We start from the raw sequence: 20,372 nt of genomic DNA, 5'->3' as shown, positions 1-20,372 counted from the left end.
ATGACAAAAAAAAGAGGCGTTTTATTGGTCAACTTGGGCACTCCGGATTCTACGGCAGTTCCGGATGTGAGAAAGTATCTCCGAGAGTTTTTGATGGATAAACGAGTGATCGACATTCCGTTTTTCAAACGATGGATGCTTATCAATTTTATCATAGCGCCACTTCGCGCACCAAAATCTGCTAAAGAATATGAGCGCTTGTTTGATGACAAGGGATCGCCACTTAAATATTATGGGTTTGAGTTGCGAGATAAGCTTCGCAAAGTGGTGGCTGAAGAATATCAAATTGAGCTTGCGATGCGTTACCAGAGCCCATCGATTGAAGAAGGGCTAAGCGCACTGAAGAATTGTGCTTCGATCCATGTCATTCCCTTATTTCCGCAATACGCCTCAGCGAGCACAGGTTCCGTGCAGGATAAGGTGATGGAGATCGTAAAGGATTGGCAGATCATTCCGGATATTAAGTTCACGTCTCATTTTTTTGAGGAGGAACTGTTTTTGGAAACAATAGTTGATAATGCCAAACAGCTGATGGCAAAAACCGGGTATGATCACTTCCTTTTCAGCTATCACGGCATTCCGGAACGACAGATCACTAAGGGTGATGAAGCTAACACTTGCCAGTTTGGATCATGCTGCGATTCACTCACCGATAGGAATCGATACTGCTATCGGGCACAATGCTATGCAACCACTCGAATGTTAGCTGAAAAGCTAGATTTAAAGGAAGGCGAATATTCAGTAAGCTTCCAATCCCGATTAGGCAAGACACCATGGATCAAGCCATATACAGATGTAGTGTTGGAAGATTTGGCCAGGGAAGGAAAGGAAAAAGTGTTGGCATTTTCCCCGTCATTCATTGCTGACTGCCTGGAAACAACCGTAGAAGTAGGAGAAACGTATCAGGAGGATTTTATTAAAGCTGGCGGAGAACAATGGGATTTGGTGCCAAGTCTGAATGCCGAGGATAAGTGGGTGGAATGTTTGAAGGAAATGGTAGAGAATAGGTAGTTAGTTTTATGGGAGGCGGAGGTCATATTGCAGATATGAATAATCGAATCAAGCATTTTGGTTCATTGATTCGTAGAAAAAGACTGGCCGATAATAGACTCCTTAAAATGCCAATTGGCAAAAACTCGAAAATTGCCTCGAAAACGTATCTGTCTGAGGAAGAAAAACTCAAACTCAGCAGAAAATACCTGGAGTATTATCGAAAGGATCGGCAAAGGTCAATTCGAATCGCTATGGTTTCCATTTTACTTACAGCCATTCTGGTTGCTGCTATAGTTTACGGTTTTATGTTTCTGATTTAAGCACTACCTAACAATCAGCTTTGTGCTAAAAGAGTTAGTCTGTGATTGGATTGTAAATAAATAAATCCCATTTCTCACTTCTGGAACCCTCATTTCACCATAGTTTCCGGTCCATGTACTCAATAGTTTTCCATTCAGAGCCCTTAATTCTACTTGTTCAATTTCATCAGAAAAATCCATTGATAGTGACTCACCAGCAGTAGCCGGATTCGGAAATACTTTTGGTTCAGCAAATCGACTCACCTGGATATAATTTGTTCTTCGCAATGTATCAGTTTGGGACTGATTGCTACCAATCAGCATCACATCAAAAAAGCCTGGTGATGGATAATTGACTACTGGGGAAAACTCAAATGATTCATGAGGGTTGGCTCCTTCTAATATCCATTGGTAGTTCTCATATCCTTCACTCTCATTTACAAGACGGACAGGAACCCCTGTCTGGATCAGGCTGTCTGCATTGAATGCAAGAGCAGGTGCCGGAAGGCAGCTTAGCAATTTCTCGTTGACGGTATTTCGAAGTTCATTCAATCGGGTATACACATTTTCACCCGGGCACAATGTAGAACAACCATCTCTGTGTCCCGCCAAAGACCCTAATAGACCAGTGGAGTGGTTAAACTCATCAAAAGGATCATTTTCCTGTAAAGTCAATTCATAAGTTAGGAGGTCTTCCAATGTGATCCACGCATCATTCGTTGGCTGAGCTGTTTCATAATTTCCCAACAGGCAAACACCCAATGTATTAGAATTTGCGCCACAAAAATGGGCACCTCTCACTCGATCCTGACTCCCATCTGCAGGATCACGACCGGCATAAAGAGCGCCATCCTGACTGATTAAATAATTGTATCCAATATCTGACCAACCATTTACCTGGGTATGGTATACATAGATATCACGAACGACTTGTGTGTAAGTGGTATTGGAGTTCGATCCGGCCGAGTGGTGGACAATGTTATGGCTGACATCATGAAAGGATCGGCTGTAATTGGGTTCGGGCAATCCCACTCGCCATTCTTCTTGAGAAATAGGTGCCGGAGGTGTATCACAGCTTTGATCTATTCTTCCTTTACCTGCAATTTTCGGAGGTGTTCCACTATACACTGCTATCAATTCAAAATCCTCGGATGAGGTTTCAATGGTTAGGTTGTTTTGTGGCTGTGACAAAGAAAGAAAATAGGTGTAAGAAGGAGCATGCTCATCGAGAGGGATCAGATCCCTTGAATCGTCGTTAATCAGATAAAACGATGCTTGTGTTTGTGATCGAATTACAATTGCCGTGATTAGAGAGTCTGAAGAAAAGGTAACTAGCTCAGCTTGGCTATTTATAGCATATGTTACCGTGTTTTTTTGCTGATCAATTTTTCTCAGCTGCTGCTGACCAAAGCCAAACACCTGTAAGAGAATTAATAGTGAAACAAAGCATAGCCGAGTCATATAACAAAGCTAACGATTAGCCTGTCGAATAGTATATACGAACAAGTTCTATTCCTCAAGGAGGTCTTCGTTACTCCAATCAAACTCAAAATTTGATGCTTTATTCTGGACTCGTTGCATGTTCCATTGAAGGATAATCCAGAGGGAGCAAAAAATCACTACGATACTCAGAATGAAAAGCAAACCTCCATCATCATTGACGATAAATCCCAGCTTTGTAAAATGAAGAAAGTTTGCAGCACTAATTATGCTGAGCGAAATGATGGCTCCAAAAATGTAATAATTTGTAAGTAGAAAAATGGTAGAAACAGTTTCGATACTTGCGATCAGATAGCGTCCCCATGGCTCCCACCCAATTTGTTCGAATATCCAGACACTCTCTTCTGCACCACTGAATTTGAATGGCAGTGTTTGAGCTAAAATGATAGCTACAATTAACCTTGGGATGATATGAATCAGATCCCTTGTTTGGAAAGAATGAAAAATTGGTTTTACCCTCATGCTGAAGTCGTCTCCGGCTGATACAGCTCCGAGAGCTTTTCAACCGCATAGTCCACTTCTTCTAAGGTATTGTATTTACTAAAAGAAAATCGAATAGCGCCACGATTTTGATCTCGATTTAGCTCCGCCAAGACATGTGACCCAATACTTGACCCACTGCTGCATGCACTGCCGCCGGAAGCAGAAATCCCAGCAATGTCCAGATTAAATAGCAGCATATCATTGTCATCATTTGGTGGGAGACAAGCACTCAGGACGGTATACAGACTGTTGTCAAGGTCGTCAGATACTCCATTGAATTGCACTCCATCAATATTAGCTTTTAGCTTTTCAATCATTCGGATTTTCAACCCTTCGATGTGTTTGCGATGTGCGTCCATGTCGGCATAGGCGATCTCCATAGCCTTAGCTAAGCCGACTATACCGTAAACATTTTCAGTCCCACCTCTCATGTTTCGCTCTTGCGCCCCACCATGGATGAACGGATGAATTTTGTTTTTGTGGTTTATATATAGAAAGCCGATTCCTTTTGGTCCGTGGAATTTATGCGCAGAACCTACCGCGAAATCCAGCTTTAGATTTGGCATATCATGTTTGTAGTGAGCCATGCTCTGCACGGTATCTGAGTGGAAACATGCCCCGTATTCTTCACACATGTCCCCTACTTTATTCAGATCAAGAAGGTTGCCAATTTCATTATTAGCATGCATAAGCGTGACTAGTGTGTCAGGGTTGTTTTTTACGAGACTTTCCAGATGATTCAAATCCACCTGACCTTTGTCGTTTAAGTCTACATAACTAACCTTAATCCCTCTTTTTTCGAGTGATTGCACGGTATGCAATACAGCGTGATGCTCTACTTTACTTGTTACTATGTGCTTGATTCCTTTCTCACTCACCGTGCAGCGAATAGCTGTATTATCAGCTTCAGTGCCTCCTGAGGTAAAGAAAATCTCGGCTGGTGCGGCATTCAATAAGTCTGCAACCTTCTTTCTGGATCTCTCAATCGCCGTACGAACCTGTCTTCCATGGGAGTGAATAGAAGATGGATTGCCAAAATGCTCCAGCATATAAGGCTTCATGGCCTCAAAAACATCCTGATCGATTGCCGTAGTGGCGGCATTGTCAAAGTAAACTTTCATAACCGTGTGTCGTTTCTTACCCGGAAATAACTTCCTTGATATCCATCATCAGCTTTTTGGCCAAATGTTCGGCTGTATTCTGACTTTCAGACTCTGCAAAAATACGAATAATCGGCTCAGTATTCGACTTTCTAAGCTGTACCCATTCCTTGTCAAACTCAATCTTTACCCCATCAATGGTATTGATTGGTTGACCCTTGTATCGTTCCTTAATAGACTCAAGTACACCGTCTACATTGATATCTGGTGTGAGCTCAATTTTATTTTTGGAGATGTAGTAATTGGGATACGTCGCTCTCAACATGGACGCACTTTTTCCAAATTTGGCCAAGTGAGTTAAAAACAAGGCAACTCCGGCTAATGCATCTCGCCCATAATGTAAGTCAGGAACGATCACTCCGCCATTTCCTTCCCCACCAATCACCGCATTCGTTTCTTTCATTTTCGACACCACATGCACCTCACCAACGGCTGATGCATTGTATTCGCATCCGTGTTTCTCCGTTACATCTCTCAGTGCTCTGGTTGAGGATAAGTTGGAAACCGTGTTTCCCTTTTTCTTGGAAAGCACATAGTCCGCAACCGCTACGAGTGTATATTCTTCTCCGAAAGGCTCTCCATTCTCACACATGAGTGCAAGTCTGTCCACATCCGGGTCTACAACAACGCCAAGATCGTAGCTTCCATTTTCCAATTCACTACTGATCTGCTGCAGGTTTTCCGGCAGAGGTTCCGGATTGTGTGGAAAATTTCCTGTTGGCTCACAGAAAAGCTCTTTCACTTCCACACCCATCTGCCTCAAAAGTGGGACAATGGAAACGCCACCAGTACTATTAACGGCATCTACTACCACTTTAAATCCGGCTTTTTTTATAGATTCAACATCCACCAATGGGTGTTTCAGGATTTGCTCAATGTGATAATCGATGTAAAAATCATTGGTGGTGAGTTTGCCAAACTTTCCTGATTGGGCGAATTCAATGTCACTCGATTCGGAGTAGTCGAGCACTACCTTTCCTTCTTCAGCGGAAATAAACTCACCTCTATTGTTCAATAGCTTAAGCGCATTCCATCCGGCAGGATTATGGCTGGCCGTTAGGATGATTCCCCCTTGCGCTTTTTCAGCAAGCACAGCCATTTCTACCGTAGGAGTGGTGCTAAGGCCCAAATCCATGACATCTATGCCCTGATTGATAAGGGTGTTAGCCACAAGTTGTGTAAAGGATGCGCCAGAGGGGCGAGCATCTCTTCCGATAATTACTTTGGGTTTTTTGTGTGCGTCTTTGAGCCAGGCTCCATAGCCTGCAGCAAACTTGACGACATCCAGTGGTGACAAATTGTCTCCGGCTTTTCCACCTATCGTTCCACGCAGGCCGGATATTGATTTAATTAATGTCAAAGCTTTCTAGTTTTTTTAAGCGGTGCGCAAAGATAGAAATGTAGGTAGAAGTAAAAAGTGATGAGAAACATGATATTCAAGAAAGATTTTTTGAAACCTTAGAGAATAGCTCAAAACACCCTTTAAACTCCCTAAAGGGATACATTTAGCAACTCCCTTCAGGGTTGAGGTAACATAGTTTTTCAAAGAAAAATCTTTTCTATGTACCATTAAATGCTTAGAACTTGGCCAGTACTTTGTTTACCTCGGAATCCGGGTTCCCACAATCTTGTCCAGGCTTCACGGTCTTCCCACAAAATCCACATGACGCACCTTCTTTGTTGAGGTAAGGGTTTTGAGAAGCACATGTCCCCTTAAATTCTCCATCTTTTTTTAGCAAAATTCGGATGGACAACCCTACAAAAAACAACGCGAATATTCCGATTCCTAATAATACTACCTGCATTCGTTCCGATTTTGGTACAAAATTAGCCAATTTGCGGCTGTAGTTTGTGAACAAGCTGATCTTTGTAATAATTCCAAGGACACCCCTATAGCCCCCTCAAGGGGACATTATTTTCCCTTTGAAGGGAGGTGCGATGGTTAAGGCGTTGGCAGGGGATGTTAAAGACTGATTTTCAATAATGACCAAAAAACCACTTTCCACACCAGACCCAAACCGAAAAGCCAAACTTGAGGCGTTTGATCGTTTGCTTACCATCATGGATGAACTGAGGGAGAATTGCCCCTGGGACAAAAAGCAGACGATGGAAACGCTTCGTCACCTGACCATAGAGGAAACCTACGAGCTGTCCGATGCGATCATTGAAAATGATCTGGAAGAAGTGAAAAAAGAGCTTGGCGACCTGATGCTGCATCTGGTTTTTTATGCCCGTATTGGGAGGGAAATGAAATCCTTTGATGTAGAGGATGTGGTGAATGCTGTTTGCGATAAGCTGATCAATCGTCACCCACATATTTATGGAGATGTGAATGCGGAAGACGAGGAAACCGTGAAAGCCAACTGGGAGCAAATCAAACTGAAGGAGAAAGGGAACAGATCAGTGTTAGGTGGGGTGCCAAAATCTTTGCCTGCTTTGGTGAAGGCGATGCGAATTCAGGAGAAAGCAAGGGGAGTTGGTTTTGATTGGGACAATCAGGATCAGGTGTGGGAAAAAGTACAGGAGGAGATGAATGAGTTTCAGGATGAGACTGACAAGGAAAAGCAAGCCGGAGAGTTTGGTGATTTGTTATTTTCACTGATCAACTATGCACGGTTTGTAGACATCAATCCGGAAGAAGCACTGGAGCGCACCAACAAAAAATTCATCAAACGTTTTCAGTATCTCGAGTCTGAATCCAAAAAGGATGGGAAGAGCTTAGGAGAAATGACCCTGGAAGAGATGGATGCGTATTGGGAAAAAGCGAAGCGGATTTGATTTAGAACTATCCCGCACTTGTTGCGGGATCTTCGATTTAGGAGTTTAGTGGAAGATGCCGGAATAAATCCGGCATATCTGTGTGAGGGAGAAAGCTAAATCGATTTGATGATTTGGTGATTGATTAGAAGATTATTCAAATTTCTGGATCGTCATAAATTCATAGTGAATATTGTAAATGTATTTCAGCCCATTTTCAAAAAGAATTTCATTGATCCTACTATCTGGCAAATGATCAATCACCAAAGTATCTGACACCTCTCTGTCAAACTGAAAAATTGAAATGTTTCGAGTATTTAAATTAATAACCTTCTTTAGATCATTAATTTCTAACAAAATGTCAAAACTGATCATTCTGACTTTATGATTTGTGACAATCTCGCTATTGTCAATGGTGACTGTTCCACTGACCCATTCAACTACTTCATGAGGATTGAAATTTGGAATTAAAACCCATTGATATTCTTTGTCGATCAACTCCCATATTTCATCATTTGAGTTAGGCTGGTGTGTATTTTCTGAAATTTTCATTGTTTAGGCTAATCTTCAAATCCCCAATTCGAATAATTCGTAAATCGAATCACTCCTCAAACGCCCACTCGATCTTTTCTTTCATGTCCTTCACTACAATGCCTTCGGCTTTCAACTCAGCACGTAACTTATCCACTCGCTCAAAGTCACGGTTGAACTTGGCGTCTTTGTACTCACCCAGGATCGTATCGATCAAAGCTTTGTAGTCCACGTCTGATTCTACTTTTAGGCCAAGAACATCTTCTGTAAAACCAAGGAATGTTTCCTTCATTCGCTTGAACGTTTCCTCACCGATTTCACCATATTTCAACTGTCCGGTGTGCAGTGAATTGATCTTCTTCACCAGGTTGAATAAATGTCCGATAGTTAAAGCTGTGTTGAAGTCATCGTTCATGGCATGGTAGCAGTTGTCGCACATCTTTTTGATCTGCTCAACTTGCTTTTCATTCAGCTCGCCATCATCTTTTGTCCACTCCATTTCATGCATCAGTCGCATACCGTTGGCCAATCGTACATATCCTTTTCTGGAAGCTTCCAGAGCTTCATTCGAAAAGTCCAGCGTACTCGCATAATGTGATTGCATCATGAAGAAACGAATCGTCATGGGACTGTAACCTCGCTCCAATAGTTCATGATCTCCGGTCATCAGTTCACGTGGTAGAAATGAGTTGCCCAGCGACTTACTCATCTTCTGGCCATTCACCGTCAGCATGTTGGTGTGTAACCAATACTTGGCACCACCTTTTCCATGGGTTCCGGCATTTTGTGCAATCTCGCATTCATGGTGTGGGAACTGTAAGTCCATGCCACCGCCGTGAATGTCAAATTCTTCACCCAGGTATTTGGTGCTCATCACCGAGCATTCCAGGTGCCAGCCCGGGAAGCCATCACTCCATTGGGTTTTCCACCTCATAATATGCTCGGGAGCAGCTTTCTTCCATAATGCAAAGTCAAGTGGGCTTTTTTTGTCACTTCCACCATCCAGATCACGTGTTTCACTCAGCAGATCTTCGATTTTTCGGCCACTCAGAATGCCGTAAGAATTATCGTTTTCTTTATGATATTTCTGTACATCGAAATAAACAGACCCGTTGGATTCGTATGCATAGCCATTATCAATAAGCTTTTGAGTCATCTCAATTTGCTCCATTAAATGACCGATTGCAGAAGGCTCGATATCCGGTGGGATGGCATTGAATTGTAGCATGACATCATGGAAATCATTGGCATACATCTGCACGATTTCCATGGGCTCTAACTTATCCAGCTTGGCTTTCTTGGAGATCTTATCTTCACCGGTATCCGATAAGTGTCCAACGTCCGTAATGTTTCGAACATACCGCACTTTATATCCCAAGAAGCGCAGGTATCTATTGACCACATCAAAGCTCAAAAACGTACGAACGTTTCCAAGGTGGACATTGCTATACACGGTTGGCCCACACACGTACATACCAACATGAGGTGGGTGTAGGGGTTGAAACTCTTCTTTCTCCCGTTTAAGTGAATTATAAACTTTTAGCTTTCCGATCATGCTCCTGTTTTGTCTGGCAAAGAAAGGCATTTACCGAAAAATTAACATCTTGGTTGCTGAATCCTTTTTTACTCCTAAAAAATCCTTTTTTCATTCAATCGAGCATTTATCATTTGCTAATTAAATGATTAGGTTAGTGGTGTTTATTTGTCACCGCCATGAAAAACATACTTGCTGGTATATTTTTTTCATGCCTTTTTAGCTTATCTCATGCCCAGTATGTCAATCAATTGATTGCTGAGGCAGAAGAAAACCTGGAGAAAAATCACTGGGAACAAGCTGCGCGAGGCTTTAAGAATATCCTGGAAAACTACATTGATGATCTTACCTATTTGCAACGTGCAAACATTTACAATAATGTAGGCTTTTTGGATCTTCAACTCCTTGATCCATTTGAAGCAGAAAGAAACCTTAATCTTTCAATTTTATATCATGAAGAGGCTGGAATCCCTAACCAAAAAGATTATGCGGATGCCCTTTTAAACATGGGCATTCTTTATTTAGAGCAAGTGGAGTTTGATCTGGCTAGACGTTATATTCAAAAATCGCTTGATATTTTAGATGAGCTCCCAGGTCAAAAAATAGAATATTGGATTGCCAGATCAAAACTAGCGTTCTTATATGAAGAGGCGGGTTCATATACACTTGCTTTAAGTATTTACAATAACTGTTATGACCAGTTGGTCGCTTCCGGGAATGATCTTTCACCGGATTTTGCAGAAATATGTAGCCATAAAGGCCGAATTCTTATCCTTACGGGAGACCCTATAGAGGGTGAGAAATTCATCAACCTCAGTAACACTATTTATCAGTCTCTGGGTAGAAACTATGATGTGCAGCGAGCTGAATCAATGGAGAGTCTGGCGCTTTTTTATGAGCGAATGGGTAGGTATGGGGATGCAGAGAAAACGCTACTGGATGCTTTAGAACTTAAAAAATCTATTCCCGATGAAGCCGAAATATTAATTATCAGCACACTTAATGACCTGGGAATTCTCTACAACCGTCTTGGAAACATTTCGAAAGCAAGAGAAATGTTTATAGAGGTTGTGAAAGAAAGCGAAGAAAACATAGGAACTGATCATCCTTTTTATGCTACTGCTAAAAATAACCTCGGCACACTTGCACTCACAGAAGGAAATGTTGTAGAGGCACGAGATATGTTTGTTGATGCGCTGGAAACCTATCGAAAAAAGTTTGGAAGTAATCATCCATACTACGCAAACACGCTGAACAATTTGGCCAGAGTAGAGCGTAAACTCGGCAATAATGAAAAGGCTGAAGAGTACTACATGGAGGTACTCAGAATAGATGAGAAAATATATGGAAAAGATCATCCGGATTATGCTACGACTTTAATAAACGTAGGTGTGTTATATAGCTCACTGGGTAGAGAACATGAGGCTGAAAAGTATTATCAGGAAGCAGTACTTATTCGTCAGCGTGTACTGGGTGCTAAGCATCCCGCCTATGGTAGTGCGTTAGAATATATGGGTATGCATTGCCTGGCAATTAATAAGTTTAAAGAAGCTGAAAAACTGTTTAGGGAAGCCATTGAAATTCAAATAGGTCTTATCGGGACTTTATTTCCAATTATGACAGAGCAGGAAAGACAGGCATTTTTCCAAAACATTACCAGCAACATTGATAGGTATAATTACATTGCCTTTACTCAACTTGAAGAAAACCCGGATTTAATTAAAAGGATTTTTGACTTTCAAATAAAGACAAAAGCAATACTTTTTAACACTTCTGACAAGGTGCGTGAGAAGGTTTTAGAAAGCACGGACCCGGAGTTAAAATCTAAGTATAGAACCTGGCAATCAGATAAAAGATTACTGGCGAGCTACTACCAAATGGGTGTACAAGAGCTGGAACAATTGAATGTAAACCTCCAATATGAAGAATCTCAGGTAGAACGTCAGGAAAAAGAACTAATGATTTTACTTGAAAATTTTGCGGGATTACTTCAAAAGGTTGATGAAGATTGGCAAACCGTTCAAAATTTTGTGAAACCTGATCATGCAATTGTAGAGATTGTAAAGGTGAAAGAGTTTAAGTCGCTCACCAGTGATGAAAGCACCTTATTCGGATTTACAGACTACACGAAATATTTGGCAATTATTTTTAAAAATGGAGAAACAGAGCCAGAGTATGTGGTGCTTGGAGATGATTTTAGAACGGATGAGCAGCATTATACGCGTTATAAAAATGCAATGCTTTTTAATATAGGGGCACAAGAAACCTACAATATTTTTTGGAAACCAATTGATGAGAAGGTTGTGGGGGTGAATAACGTTTTGATGGTTCCGGATGGAATTTATTACAAAATGAACCCAAATGTGTTGGCTACAACTACGGGCAAGCATGTCATTGACAATTATTATGTCTCTTACCTCACCAGTGCAAAAGATCTTTTTAGAAAGGATGTTGAGATTTTTAATAAAAAATCCTACTTGTTTGGAAATCCGGCATTCAGCAATGGGGATACTGACAATCGTCTGAATCTCGCACCACTTCCAGGTGCAGCTGCTGAAATCCAAAAGATTGAAGGGTTGTTGCAAGCAGAATGGAACGTTAGGTCGTATCTGGATGAAGACGCTAATGAGCTAAAGATACGTTCAGCATATAATCCTACCATCTTGCATATAGCTACTCATGGGTTTTATGGAGACAGGTTTAATTTCATAGCGGCAAACAGTCCCATCAATAATTCGTTATTTAAATCAGGAATTTATCTAACAGGTGCGTCGGAAACTTTTTCACGATTCCTTGATGGGATAGCAACGATACCAGAAAATGACGGCATTCTTACTGCCTATGAAGCTATGAATTTGGATTTAAGCCGAACGAAATTAGTGGTATTATCTGCTTGCGAGTCGGGTCTTGGTGAAATAACCAACGGAGAAGGAGTATATGGCTTGCAACGGGCATTTATGGTAGCTGGAGCCCGAAATATTATTACTAGCTTGTCAAAAGTAGATGATGCCGCAACCAGTGAGTTGATGACATTGTTTTATCAAAAACTTGTAGAAACCAATGAAGTTAGGGAGTCACTTAAATATGCTCAACTTAAATTAAGGGAGAAATACAGTGACCCAAAAGTGTGGGGGGCGTTTATACTTACCGGCAATGGTTAGCAAACAGTTGAAGTTATGAAAAAATTATTTTGTCTTTTAGCAATTTTAATGGCCATGGGTGCATGGTCGCAGACGAACAATAGACGTGCTTCATTGGTCACTAAAGTGGCCGATGATTACTTTAAAAGTGACCAGTACATGAATGCCATAAGGCATTACAAAGCGGCCTTAGAAGAAAACCCGTCCAATATTAAAGCCCAGTATCAACTTGCTGAGTGCTACCGTTTGACTCAGGACTATGAAAGTGCCGAGTACTATTATGAGTCAATTGGAAAAGAACAGGATATTAGATATCCACTAGCTGGTTTTTACTATGCTACAATGCAGAAATTGAAAGGGAGGTATGATCAATCTCTTAAGAATTTCAAAGATTTCAGAAAATTCTTGGTAGCCAATGATCTGCATGAATCTGAAAAATACAGGTATTATTATAAACAGGCGAAGATTGAAATCGATGGGTGTCAGTTGGCCTTAAATCAGATAACACTCGTTCATCCAGATCATCAATTCTTACCACTTGAAGCACCGCTGAATTCAGAATACAATGATTATGCAGCATTTACCACAGGGTCTGACGAAATTTTATGCCTAACATCTGCAAGAAGCAGTGGAAAGGGAAGTCTTGTGGATAACCAGTTTGGGGAGTCATTTGCTGATCTGTTTAGATTTAAAAAGCAGAATGGTCAGTGGGTTGAACATGATGATGGAGATCGTTTTGAAAAAGTAATTAACACAAAGTATGGAGATGGTTCCGGTTCATTTAATCGTGAGCGCACGAAGTTTTATTACACTAACTGCGATGAAGATCTAGGTGAGGTTTGTCATATCTATATGTCTCGCTTGGAAGGCGGTAAATGGACAGAGCCTAAGCCATTGAATCTCAACATCAACGAATACGGCTTTAGTTCTAAACACCCCAACCTGACCCCCGGTGGGGATACACTTTTTTATGTCTCCAACAGAGAGGGAGGTATTGGACAGCTGGATATTTATATGAGCATCAATGCGGGCAATGAAAACTGGGGACCACCAATAAACCTTGGACCTCAGATAAATACACCTTTTAATGAAGTCTCACCATTCTATGATCCGGGAGAGCGGGTGCTGTTTTTTGCATCAAATGGCCATAGAGGTTTTGGAGGATTTGATATTTATATTGCCAGAGGCACCAAATTTGAGTCTGCAGAGATTTATAATGCAGGGATTCCTTTCAACTCATATCGAGATGACATTTTCTTCTTCCTTGGTACAGGCAAAGGCTATCTTTCTTCCAATCGAGAGGATGGGCCAGGGAAGTTTGATATTTATGGATTTACAATTCGATCGAAAAGTGATATCATCTCTGAGGTATCAACGGAGGGCACAATAGCCGGAAGAAACTCACTTTTCACTGATGATTACAATTTTGACAGTAGCGAAACAGAGATAATAAATCAGATTATATCAAGAATGCTCTCATCTTCGGTTTCTGACGTAGATCTGATTCTCACTGAAAGGCAACTGGAGGTTTATAATTCACTTAGTGAAGATGACAAAGAGCGGATTGATAAGATAGTAAACGCACGTGTGCGAAAAATGACGAGCAACATGATTCGCTCAATACGTACCGAAGACGATTATTACTATCAGCAGCTAAGTACAGATAAACGGAGAAAAGTTGATAACATAGTTTCTGCCTATTTGGAACAGCAAGGAATGGGTAATAGCGTTAACCTTAACGATGATGGTTTTAATTTTTACAGTGGGGTAGGTACTGACGAGAGGGAGAAAATTGACATCTTAATTTCTGATAGGTTGAAGAATGCACAGGATTTTAAGCCTGCCACTCCAACATACAATTCATTTGACACGAAAGAGCAGAAAAGCCTGGATGGGATTGCAATCAAATATTTGAAACAGAAACGAAATCTTGAAAGTATTTCTCTTGATATGTCTGAAAAAGTCTTTTTGAGAGACAATCAGGAAGAAACAGCAAATGTGAGTACGGCCATCCGTGAACGTTTGATTGGATTAAGCAATGAAGAGAAATACCGTTTAGTAAAAGAGGATAGAGATTTTTACGAGACACTTACGGAAGAAGAGCGCGAAAAATTGAAATCTATTGCGACTACATTCATGCTTTCCGATTTATCCAATTTCGATCAAAATGTAAGCAATGCGGATCTTGATGTCTTTAAGAACAAGAACACACGAGAACAAAACCAGTTAGATAAACTCCTATTAAAGCAAATTTCAAATCTTGCCAACTCGTCAATTTATCTGACGGAAACTACGTTCTCCCAATCTGAGCTTCAGGCAGCTCTCAGCAGCACTTCAGAAGAAACTGTTGATAAACTTTTGGAAATGAGACCAGAACTCAACGACCTACAAAAATCTGCAGTCGAACGATTCGTAAAAACTGCATACGATTCATACTTAAGTGAGGCAAAACCTATCTTCTTTGACACTACCCCAACAGTCGTAAGTACTCCGGGGACAACAGTTGCCGGAGCAGATCCATCAGCTAGACTGACAAGCAGTGATATCAATCAATATGAAATGCTGAGTGAAAGCAAAAGAAGGGTAATTGACAATGTAATTGCACTTGATTACCTGGTCTCAGAATATTCTGATAGAACTGTCAGGTTAAGAGATGAGCAAAGACTTTCAAAAATATCTCGAGAAGAAAGAGTGCATATTGCGGCGTTATCTAAGAAGGTTTCCGGACAAGAAATAAAATCTAATGAGCAAGCCTATGTGCGAAATGCTTTTACCTATTACAATAATTTATCTCAGGATGGAAAGGCATTCTTCAATAGGGTTGTTTTAGACAAGGGATTACCAAAAAGAAATAGCAGGTACGTTCTACCTCAATCAGATGCACAAGCCCGAGGTTCATTGTCATCAAGCGAACAAGACCTTCTCGAGAGAATTAAGAAATTTCGATTTAACAATGATCGAATACTTACAGAAAATCTGGCAGTTGAAGCGAAGGACATTGATGAGGAGCCGGTAGATATTATCGCACTTGCTTCTAGTGTACCTGTAGATCCAACAGCATCTGAAAAGATACTTGGTGCTGAAGATATATTGGCTTCCGAAGAACTGGACGAGATTAAAATCGAATTACCAATCGATAAGATTGATGGATATGACGAAATCACAATATCCGGTAAGTTGTTAGGTGCTACCTCAGGAACCCCGCTTTCTTCTTATGCGATCACCCTAATTGAATTTGATAATACTAAAACTACAATTGAGGGATATACGAATGATGCGGGAGAATTTGAATTTCAGGTTGCTCCTGATAAATATGACTTGACATTTAAAAAGGCAACAAGTGCAGAGTCTGTAGTGCTGGAAAATTTTAATGTCGAAGGTAGAAGGGAGAAAGTATCCGGTATCTACACAAATGCAACGCGTGCTTTCTTCGATGTAAATTCGTCGGAACTTAGACCTGAAGTCAAGATTCTTTTGGATGATGTCTATCAGGCCTTTGGTAAATCAGGATCAAAAATTGAAATTGAATCCCATACAGATGACACTGGAGCTGCAGAATATAACCTGGGCCTAAGTAAAGATCGGGGCTATTCGGCTAGAGATTATTTAATGTCTAAAGGAATTAATAAATCAAATATTTCAGTTATCTGGCATGGTTCAGAAAAGCCTATTGCTGATAATAACAATCCATATGGCCGTCAACTAAACAGAAGAATTGATATTAGGTTGATTGGTAAGAGAAAAGAATTTTTCGGAAACTTTTACTTAGTCAGACCAGGAGCTACAGTAGCTAAAATTTCCAACAATATGGGGGTAACTGCTGACCATGTCAGAGAGATTAATGGACTGGAAAACGGAGAACTTGTTGCCTACAGGCCAATAAGATTGAAAAAGGAGGGAGACTTGGATGCAGATTTTAATTTAGTTGTTCCGGCAGATATAAAAAGCGGTAGTGATTTTATTTATACAGTGCAGCCGGGAGATAACCTCGAAATTGTATCCAAAAAATTCAACGTGCCTGAAGAACTAATAATGGAGCAAAACAACTTAGGTTCCACTACACTTGAGGTGGGAACACGATTGATAATTTATCCAAAGAATTAAAATAACGGATTCGAAATTTTTCTGAAATCCAGATTTTTCGAAAGCGAATATTGAATGGATATTTCCATGGAGTTTTGAGCTAGATCAATCCCTCTTTCTGGGACGAATAATGTACTATTCATGTCATAGCTCACACGGACAGTGAGTGAACTAACTTTGACGCCACCCATGAAAATAAATGAATCTCTAAACCGATACCATGTTCCGAAAAGTAACTGGGTACCTCTGGCTCTATATCTTTCAGCATTTGGAACATAAGCAACATTTAGGCCAGCATTAAATTGCTGATTTTGTCGAAGATATAAGTATAGCAGGCTGGGTGTTACAAAAAGTTTGTTGATTTTAAATTCGATTCCGCCATTGTACTTGTAAAGCATTGGTTCCGGACTATTTGTGTCAATAGTAAATGATGTGTTTGGTCGGTTTAAATTAGTTGCAGACACGCCTACGAATGCACTATACTTATGAAGTAAATAATTCCGCTCAGGGTTGTAGTAGTACATGATACCGGCATTGACCACTATGTTTTGCTGCATTTCATCAAACTCAGTTACAGGAACAGGTAGTGAGTCATCAAACCCATAAAATGCGTTGTATTGAGAGCCCCATGCCAGGTTGCTGAAATTAAGTTTTCTAATCTCATATCCTGCCTGCACACCAATCGAAATTAGATATGAACTCAAAAGGCCAAATTTCAAATTGTGTGCGTAATTGGCAAATACTGAATTACGCTCATAAATACCTCTAAATCCACTCTTTTCATTAAAAGCCATAATACCTGCTCCTCCAATGGATTGCTCCACTTTACCCTGAGGTTTTAAAGGGAAAATGAATGAGACTTGTGTCAGCTCATTTACAATATCGACGCTTTGAAGCTGTCTTTTATGGTTTAGGTGAATGGAAGGATCGTTGTAGATTCCACTAAATCCAGGGTTCAGATAAAGCGAAGCTGCGTAGTATTGTGAGAATTGTGCATCCTGTCCAAATGCCAACGCACTTAATAAGCAAAGCAATATGGTTGTGATCTTTTTCATTTTACTAGGTAAAAGGCTCCTTTTTCTTGAATAGGCAATCCTGTTTCAAACTGAAACTTGACTGTGTAATAGTAAACCCCGGCAGGCTCCTCAGCCCCGGTCTGCTGATTTTCTCCATCCCATCCATTTTGATTTGCTTCTTCAAATGAATTAGTAGAGTAAACAACCACCCCGTATCTATTGTAGATCTGGAGATCGAAACCATCTTCGGAAATATGTTCTCCAAAGATTTTAAATGTCTGATTATTTGGGTCACTGGCTTGTGGTGAGAACGCTTCTGGTATATAGTAGAGTCCTTCATCCGGAATCCTCGGCGCAAGAGCCATCGCCAGGTATATTTTCTCACCTGTCAGCGGCTGAATAGTTTCCTCGCTTACTATTGTTCCGTAAGTCAAGGAGTCTGAGTTTAATAATGATTCAACCCCTAATGATTTATATATCCCGCCGGGATCATTTGCATAGGCCAGAACGGGTGAATTCACCCTGTGGCGAATGTTGTTGGTTAATCTAAAATCTTTAAGGTCTTCTGCATTAAACTCAATCTCCACCTGTGATGGATCTGTAGTACCATTCAGCAATTCAATTTCCCAGAGACCTCTATGTGAAACACCTAACAAGCTATCTCCGGGAACCGGATCTACCGCGTTGCTGCTTTGGAACTCAGCAGCTATTTCTGCGTCTACACCAAACACATTTAGAAGCGTTACAGGAGCATGAACACCATTTGCACCAAGGGGAAAGATTTTAATTCCACTGCCTTTAGAAATTAATTTACCATCGAAATAGGAGTCAGGTGATCCAACATCAACCTTGACATTGGGCTCTAGAACAAACCGAGTATTCTCTCCTAGCTTAATGTTTCCAAATTTTAGTTCCAATCGCTCTAAAACTGTATACTGAGAGCCTGGAAAACTCACCTCACCGCCCTGGTTGATTACAAGCTCCCTTACAGTCAACTGTGGAGGAGAGACCAATTGATTTGATCCACCAAGAAAACGCAAAGAGCCGGTAAGACCATTGAAATTATTATTTATAGTCCAATCACCATAGAGGGATAAGGTTCCTGCGTTTTGAAGGATGCCATTGTTCTCTAAATCTCCACCTACTTCGAGGGTAGCACCCTCAGATATATGAACGAGCGCATTATCCGGGATGTAAAGCTGCTGGGCTGATATAACCTGCGGCAAAAAAAGCAATATTTTGAGTAGTTTCTTCATTAGTTCGCTGATCTATATAACTCAACCCAAGCACTTAAAGTAGTATTCCACATCAAGGATATTGTTGACCCAACTTCATTTCCAGAAGGTGTCCATGCGCCTGATAATCTGACATTACCAGAATCAGGAAGGTTAACTGCTGCTTGAGATGGTGTTGAGTTAGAGCTACTGGTAAGTATCAAAATCAACATTTGCCCATCACTTACTCCTCCAGTAAGGCTAATTGGAGTGTCACTTCCAGCATCAGTATCAGCAACATTAAGTACAGATCTATTGCCTACTGTGATTGGGTTGGATACAGAGCTTGAAGCGGTAAAATTGTCAGTACTCATAGAAAAACCACCAGTAACGTTTGCTGTAGTCGTTGTTGTTGATGTGGAGTTAAAGCTCACCCCGCCTGTTCCAGATTCTATATTAACTGCGGTTGCCCCGCTAGCATTCCCGACAGTAATGGCTCGCGCCGCAGCACCAGTTCCAATATTAATTGGCTGGGCAACTGCATCATTACCAATATTGATAGCTCCGGCAGCTGAATTAATATCTACGGTTCCTGCTGTGTTTGCATCAATTGTGACTCCACCCGAAGTAGATGAGGTAATTGATACGCCATCCTCTCCAGTTATTGCCACATCTGCATTACCCGCTCCTGCATTTGTTGCCGATAAGGTAAGTGTTTCCAATGAACCAGAAGTGGCTCCAACAGTAAGATTAGAGGCACCTTGTGCGTCGATTTGAACACCATTTACTCCAGCGTTGATATCTACCCGAGCAGCATTTAGTTCTGTCTCAGTTGTATTTGTCAGCGTCGTGTTACCTACTGTGATGGTTCTAGCTCCTGTACTTGTACCAATATTGATAGCCCCTGCATCGTTTCCGTTTGTTCCAATTCCAATGGCTCCTCCTCCGTCGATATTAATGGTTCCTGTACTTGCTCCAGCATCAATATCAATTCCCCCACCAAGATTATCGGCATTTATATCAATGGCTGTTGCTGATGCTTGAGAAGAAGTCAATACAATTTGCTCAGTCCCACTAACTGATAATATTCCATCTGTTGAGTTTGTAGTTATTGTATTTCCTTCTGCATAAGCATTTTGTAAAGAAGGTGTCGTAACTGCCTCTACAGCATCTTCAAGATCTTGAAGGGCACCTGTGATAGTGGTGTTGTCTGAAATTGTGGTGCCTGTAAAACCCGTGCCAAGATTGGTAGCACCAGCTCCAGCGCCACTCAATGTTTCAAGGTTGCCAATGGCTGTGACATTGGTTCCTATGTTAGTTGCATTCGTCGCTATGCGATCGTCTAGGTAGGTGGAGTCTGTCTGAATCTTACTCCAGGTGGAAGTAGAGTCCGCCTGTAGCTTGTTGTAGAGTGCGGTAGAGTCGGCATCTACTTCTGCATCGAGCGTAGCAATGTCAGCGATGTTGGTCGCGATGCGATCATCGAGGTAGGTAGAGTCCGCCTGCACCTTGTTCCAGATGGCAGTAGAATCTGCATCGTTTTCGGTGTTGATGGCCGCAATGTCAATGATGTTAACCTGGATGCGATCGTCTAGGTAGGTGGAGTCTGTCTGAATCTTACTCCAGGTGGAAGTAGAGTCCGCCTGTAGCTTGTTGTAGAGC

15 protein-coding genes are annotated in these 20,372 nt (G+C 41.1%); 5 read left to right on the top strand and 10 right to left on the bottom strand.

What is annotated here, in order from left to right; all coding sequences use genetic code 11:
• On the top strand, window positions 1-1,011 hold the full coding sequence (gene hemH, locus CHB71_RS00075; protein WP_089354839.1) for a ferrochelatase: 1,011 nt from the start codon (window positions 1-3) through the stop codon (window positions 1,009-1,011).
• Window positions 1,012-1,046: 35 nt separating this feature from the next.
• Window positions 1,047-1,313 (top strand): hypothetical protein, encoded by a 267-nt coding sequence (locus tag CHB71_RS00070; protein ID WP_143336821.1) that lies wholly within the window; start codon window positions 1,047-1,049, stop codon window positions 1,311-1,313.
• Window positions 1,314-1,316: 3 nt separating this feature from the next.
• Here the strand turns inward: CHB71_RS00070 and CHB71_RS00065 are convergent, their stop codons facing one another.
• The 5 genes from CHB71_RS00065 to CHB71_RS00045 all read right to left on the bottom strand — a co-directional run bounded on the left by CHB71_RS00065 (window position 1,317) and on the right by CHB71_RS00045 (window position 6,240).
• Window positions 1,317-2,753 carry an N-acetylmuramoyl-L-alanine amidase gene (locus tag CHB71_RS00065; RefSeq protein ID WP_089354837.1) on the bottom strand — a complete coding sequence of 479 codons (1,437 nt, stop codon included), beginning with the start codon at window positions 2,751-2,753 and terminating at the stop codon, window positions 1,317-1,319.
• 48 nt (window positions 2,754-2,801) lie between these two features.
• Entirely contained in the window at window positions 2,802-3,254 is a 453-nt protein-coding gene (locus CHB71_RS00060; protein WP_179213262.1) for a DoxX family protein, read from the bottom strand.
• Complete coding sequence (locus tag CHB71_RS00055; protein WP_089354836.1) at window positions 3,251-4,396, bottom strand: cysteine desulfurase family protein; 1,146 nt, start codon at window positions 4,394-4,396, stop codon at window positions 3,251-3,253. The genes CHB71_RS00060 and CHB71_RS00055 overlap by 4 nt, the downstream gene beginning before the upstream one ends.
• 16 nt (window positions 4,397-4,412) lie before the next feature.
• Window positions 4,413-5,795: a phosphoglucosamine mutase gene (glmM, locus tag CHB71_RS00050; RefSeq protein WP_089354835.1), complete on the bottom strand. Its 1,383-nt coding sequence runs from the start codon at window positions 5,793-5,795 to the stop codon at window positions 4,413-4,415.
• 217 nt (window positions 5,796-6,012) lie between these two features.
• On the bottom strand, window positions 6,013-6,240 hold the full coding sequence (locus tag CHB71_RS00045; protein ID WP_089354834.1) for a hypothetical protein: 228 nt from the start codon (window positions 6,238-6,240) through the stop codon (window positions 6,013-6,015).
• 178 nt (window positions 6,241-6,418) lie between these two features.
• On the opposite strand from CHB71_RS00045, the gene mazG reads away from it, so the two are divergent.
• Window positions 6,419-7,213 carry a nucleoside triphosphate pyrophosphohydrolase gene (mazG, locus tag CHB71_RS00040; protein ID WP_089354833.1) on the top strand — a complete coding sequence of 265 codons (795 nt, stop codon included), beginning with the start codon at window positions 6,419-6,421 and terminating at the stop codon, window positions 7,211-7,213.
• A 132-nt stretch (window positions 7,214-7,345) separates the two neighbouring features.
• Here mazG and CHB71_RS00035 read toward each other — a convergent pair whose 3' ends face one another.
• On the bottom strand, window positions 7,346-7,744 hold the full coding sequence (locus tag CHB71_RS00035; protein WP_089354832.1) for a hypothetical protein: 399 nt from the start codon (window positions 7,742-7,744) through the stop codon (window positions 7,346-7,348).
• A 49-nt stretch (window positions 7,745-7,793) separates the two neighbouring features.
• Window positions 7,794-9,278 carry a cysteine--tRNA ligase gene (gene cysS, locus CHB71_RS00030; protein WP_089355584.1) on the bottom strand — a complete coding sequence of 495 codons (1,485 nt, stop codon included), beginning with the start codon at window positions 9,276-9,278 and terminating at the stop codon, window positions 7,794-7,796.
• Window positions 9,279-9,436: 158 nt separating this feature from the next.
• Between cysS and CHB71_RS00025 the strand changes: the two genes are divergently transcribed.
• Window positions 9,437-12,418, top strand: coding sequence for a CHAT domain-containing protein (locus CHB71_RS00025; protein ID WP_089354831.1), 2,982 nt, complete (start codon window positions 9,437-9,439; stop codon window positions 12,416-12,418).
• A 15-nt stretch (window positions 12,419-12,433) separates the two neighbouring features.
• Complete coding sequence (locus CHB71_RS00020; protein ID WP_089354830.1) at window positions 12,434-16,501, top strand: OmpA family protein; 4,068 nt, start codon at window positions 12,434-12,436, stop codon at window positions 16,499-16,501.
• Here the strand turns inward: CHB71_RS00020 and CHB71_RS00015 are convergent.
• The 3 genes from CHB71_RS00015 to CHB71_RS18755 all read right to left on the bottom strand — a co-directional run.
• Window positions 16,498-17,535: a PorP/SprF family type IX secretion system membrane protein gene (locus CHB71_RS00015; RefSeq protein ID WP_089354829.1), complete on the bottom strand. Its 1,038-nt coding sequence runs from the start codon at window positions 17,533-17,535 to the stop codon at window positions 16,498-16,500. The two genes, CHB71_RS00020 and CHB71_RS00015, sit on opposite strands and share 4 nt — an antisense overlap.
• Entirely contained in the window at window positions 17,532-18,752 is a 1,221-nt protein-coding gene (locus CHB71_RS00010; protein ID WP_089354828.1) for a T9SS type B sorting domain-containing protein, read from the bottom strand. Before CHB71_RS00010 ends, CHB71_RS00015 begins: the two co-directional genes overlap by 4 nt.
• Window positions 18,752-20,372: beta strand repeat-containing protein (locus CHB71_RS18755; RefSeq protein ID WP_179213261.1), on the bottom strand; the 1,621-nt coding region annotated here is incomplete at its 5' end. The genes CHB71_RS00010 and CHB71_RS18755, both read right to left, overlap by 1 nt.

It is taken from the genome of Ekhidna lutea (assembly GCF_900188325.1).
Classification (GTDB): Bacteria; Bacteroidota; Bacteroidia; order Cytophagales; family Cyclobacteriaceae; genus Ekhidna; species Ekhidna lutea.
This window is presented reverse-complemented; position numbering and strand designations above follow the sequence as displayed.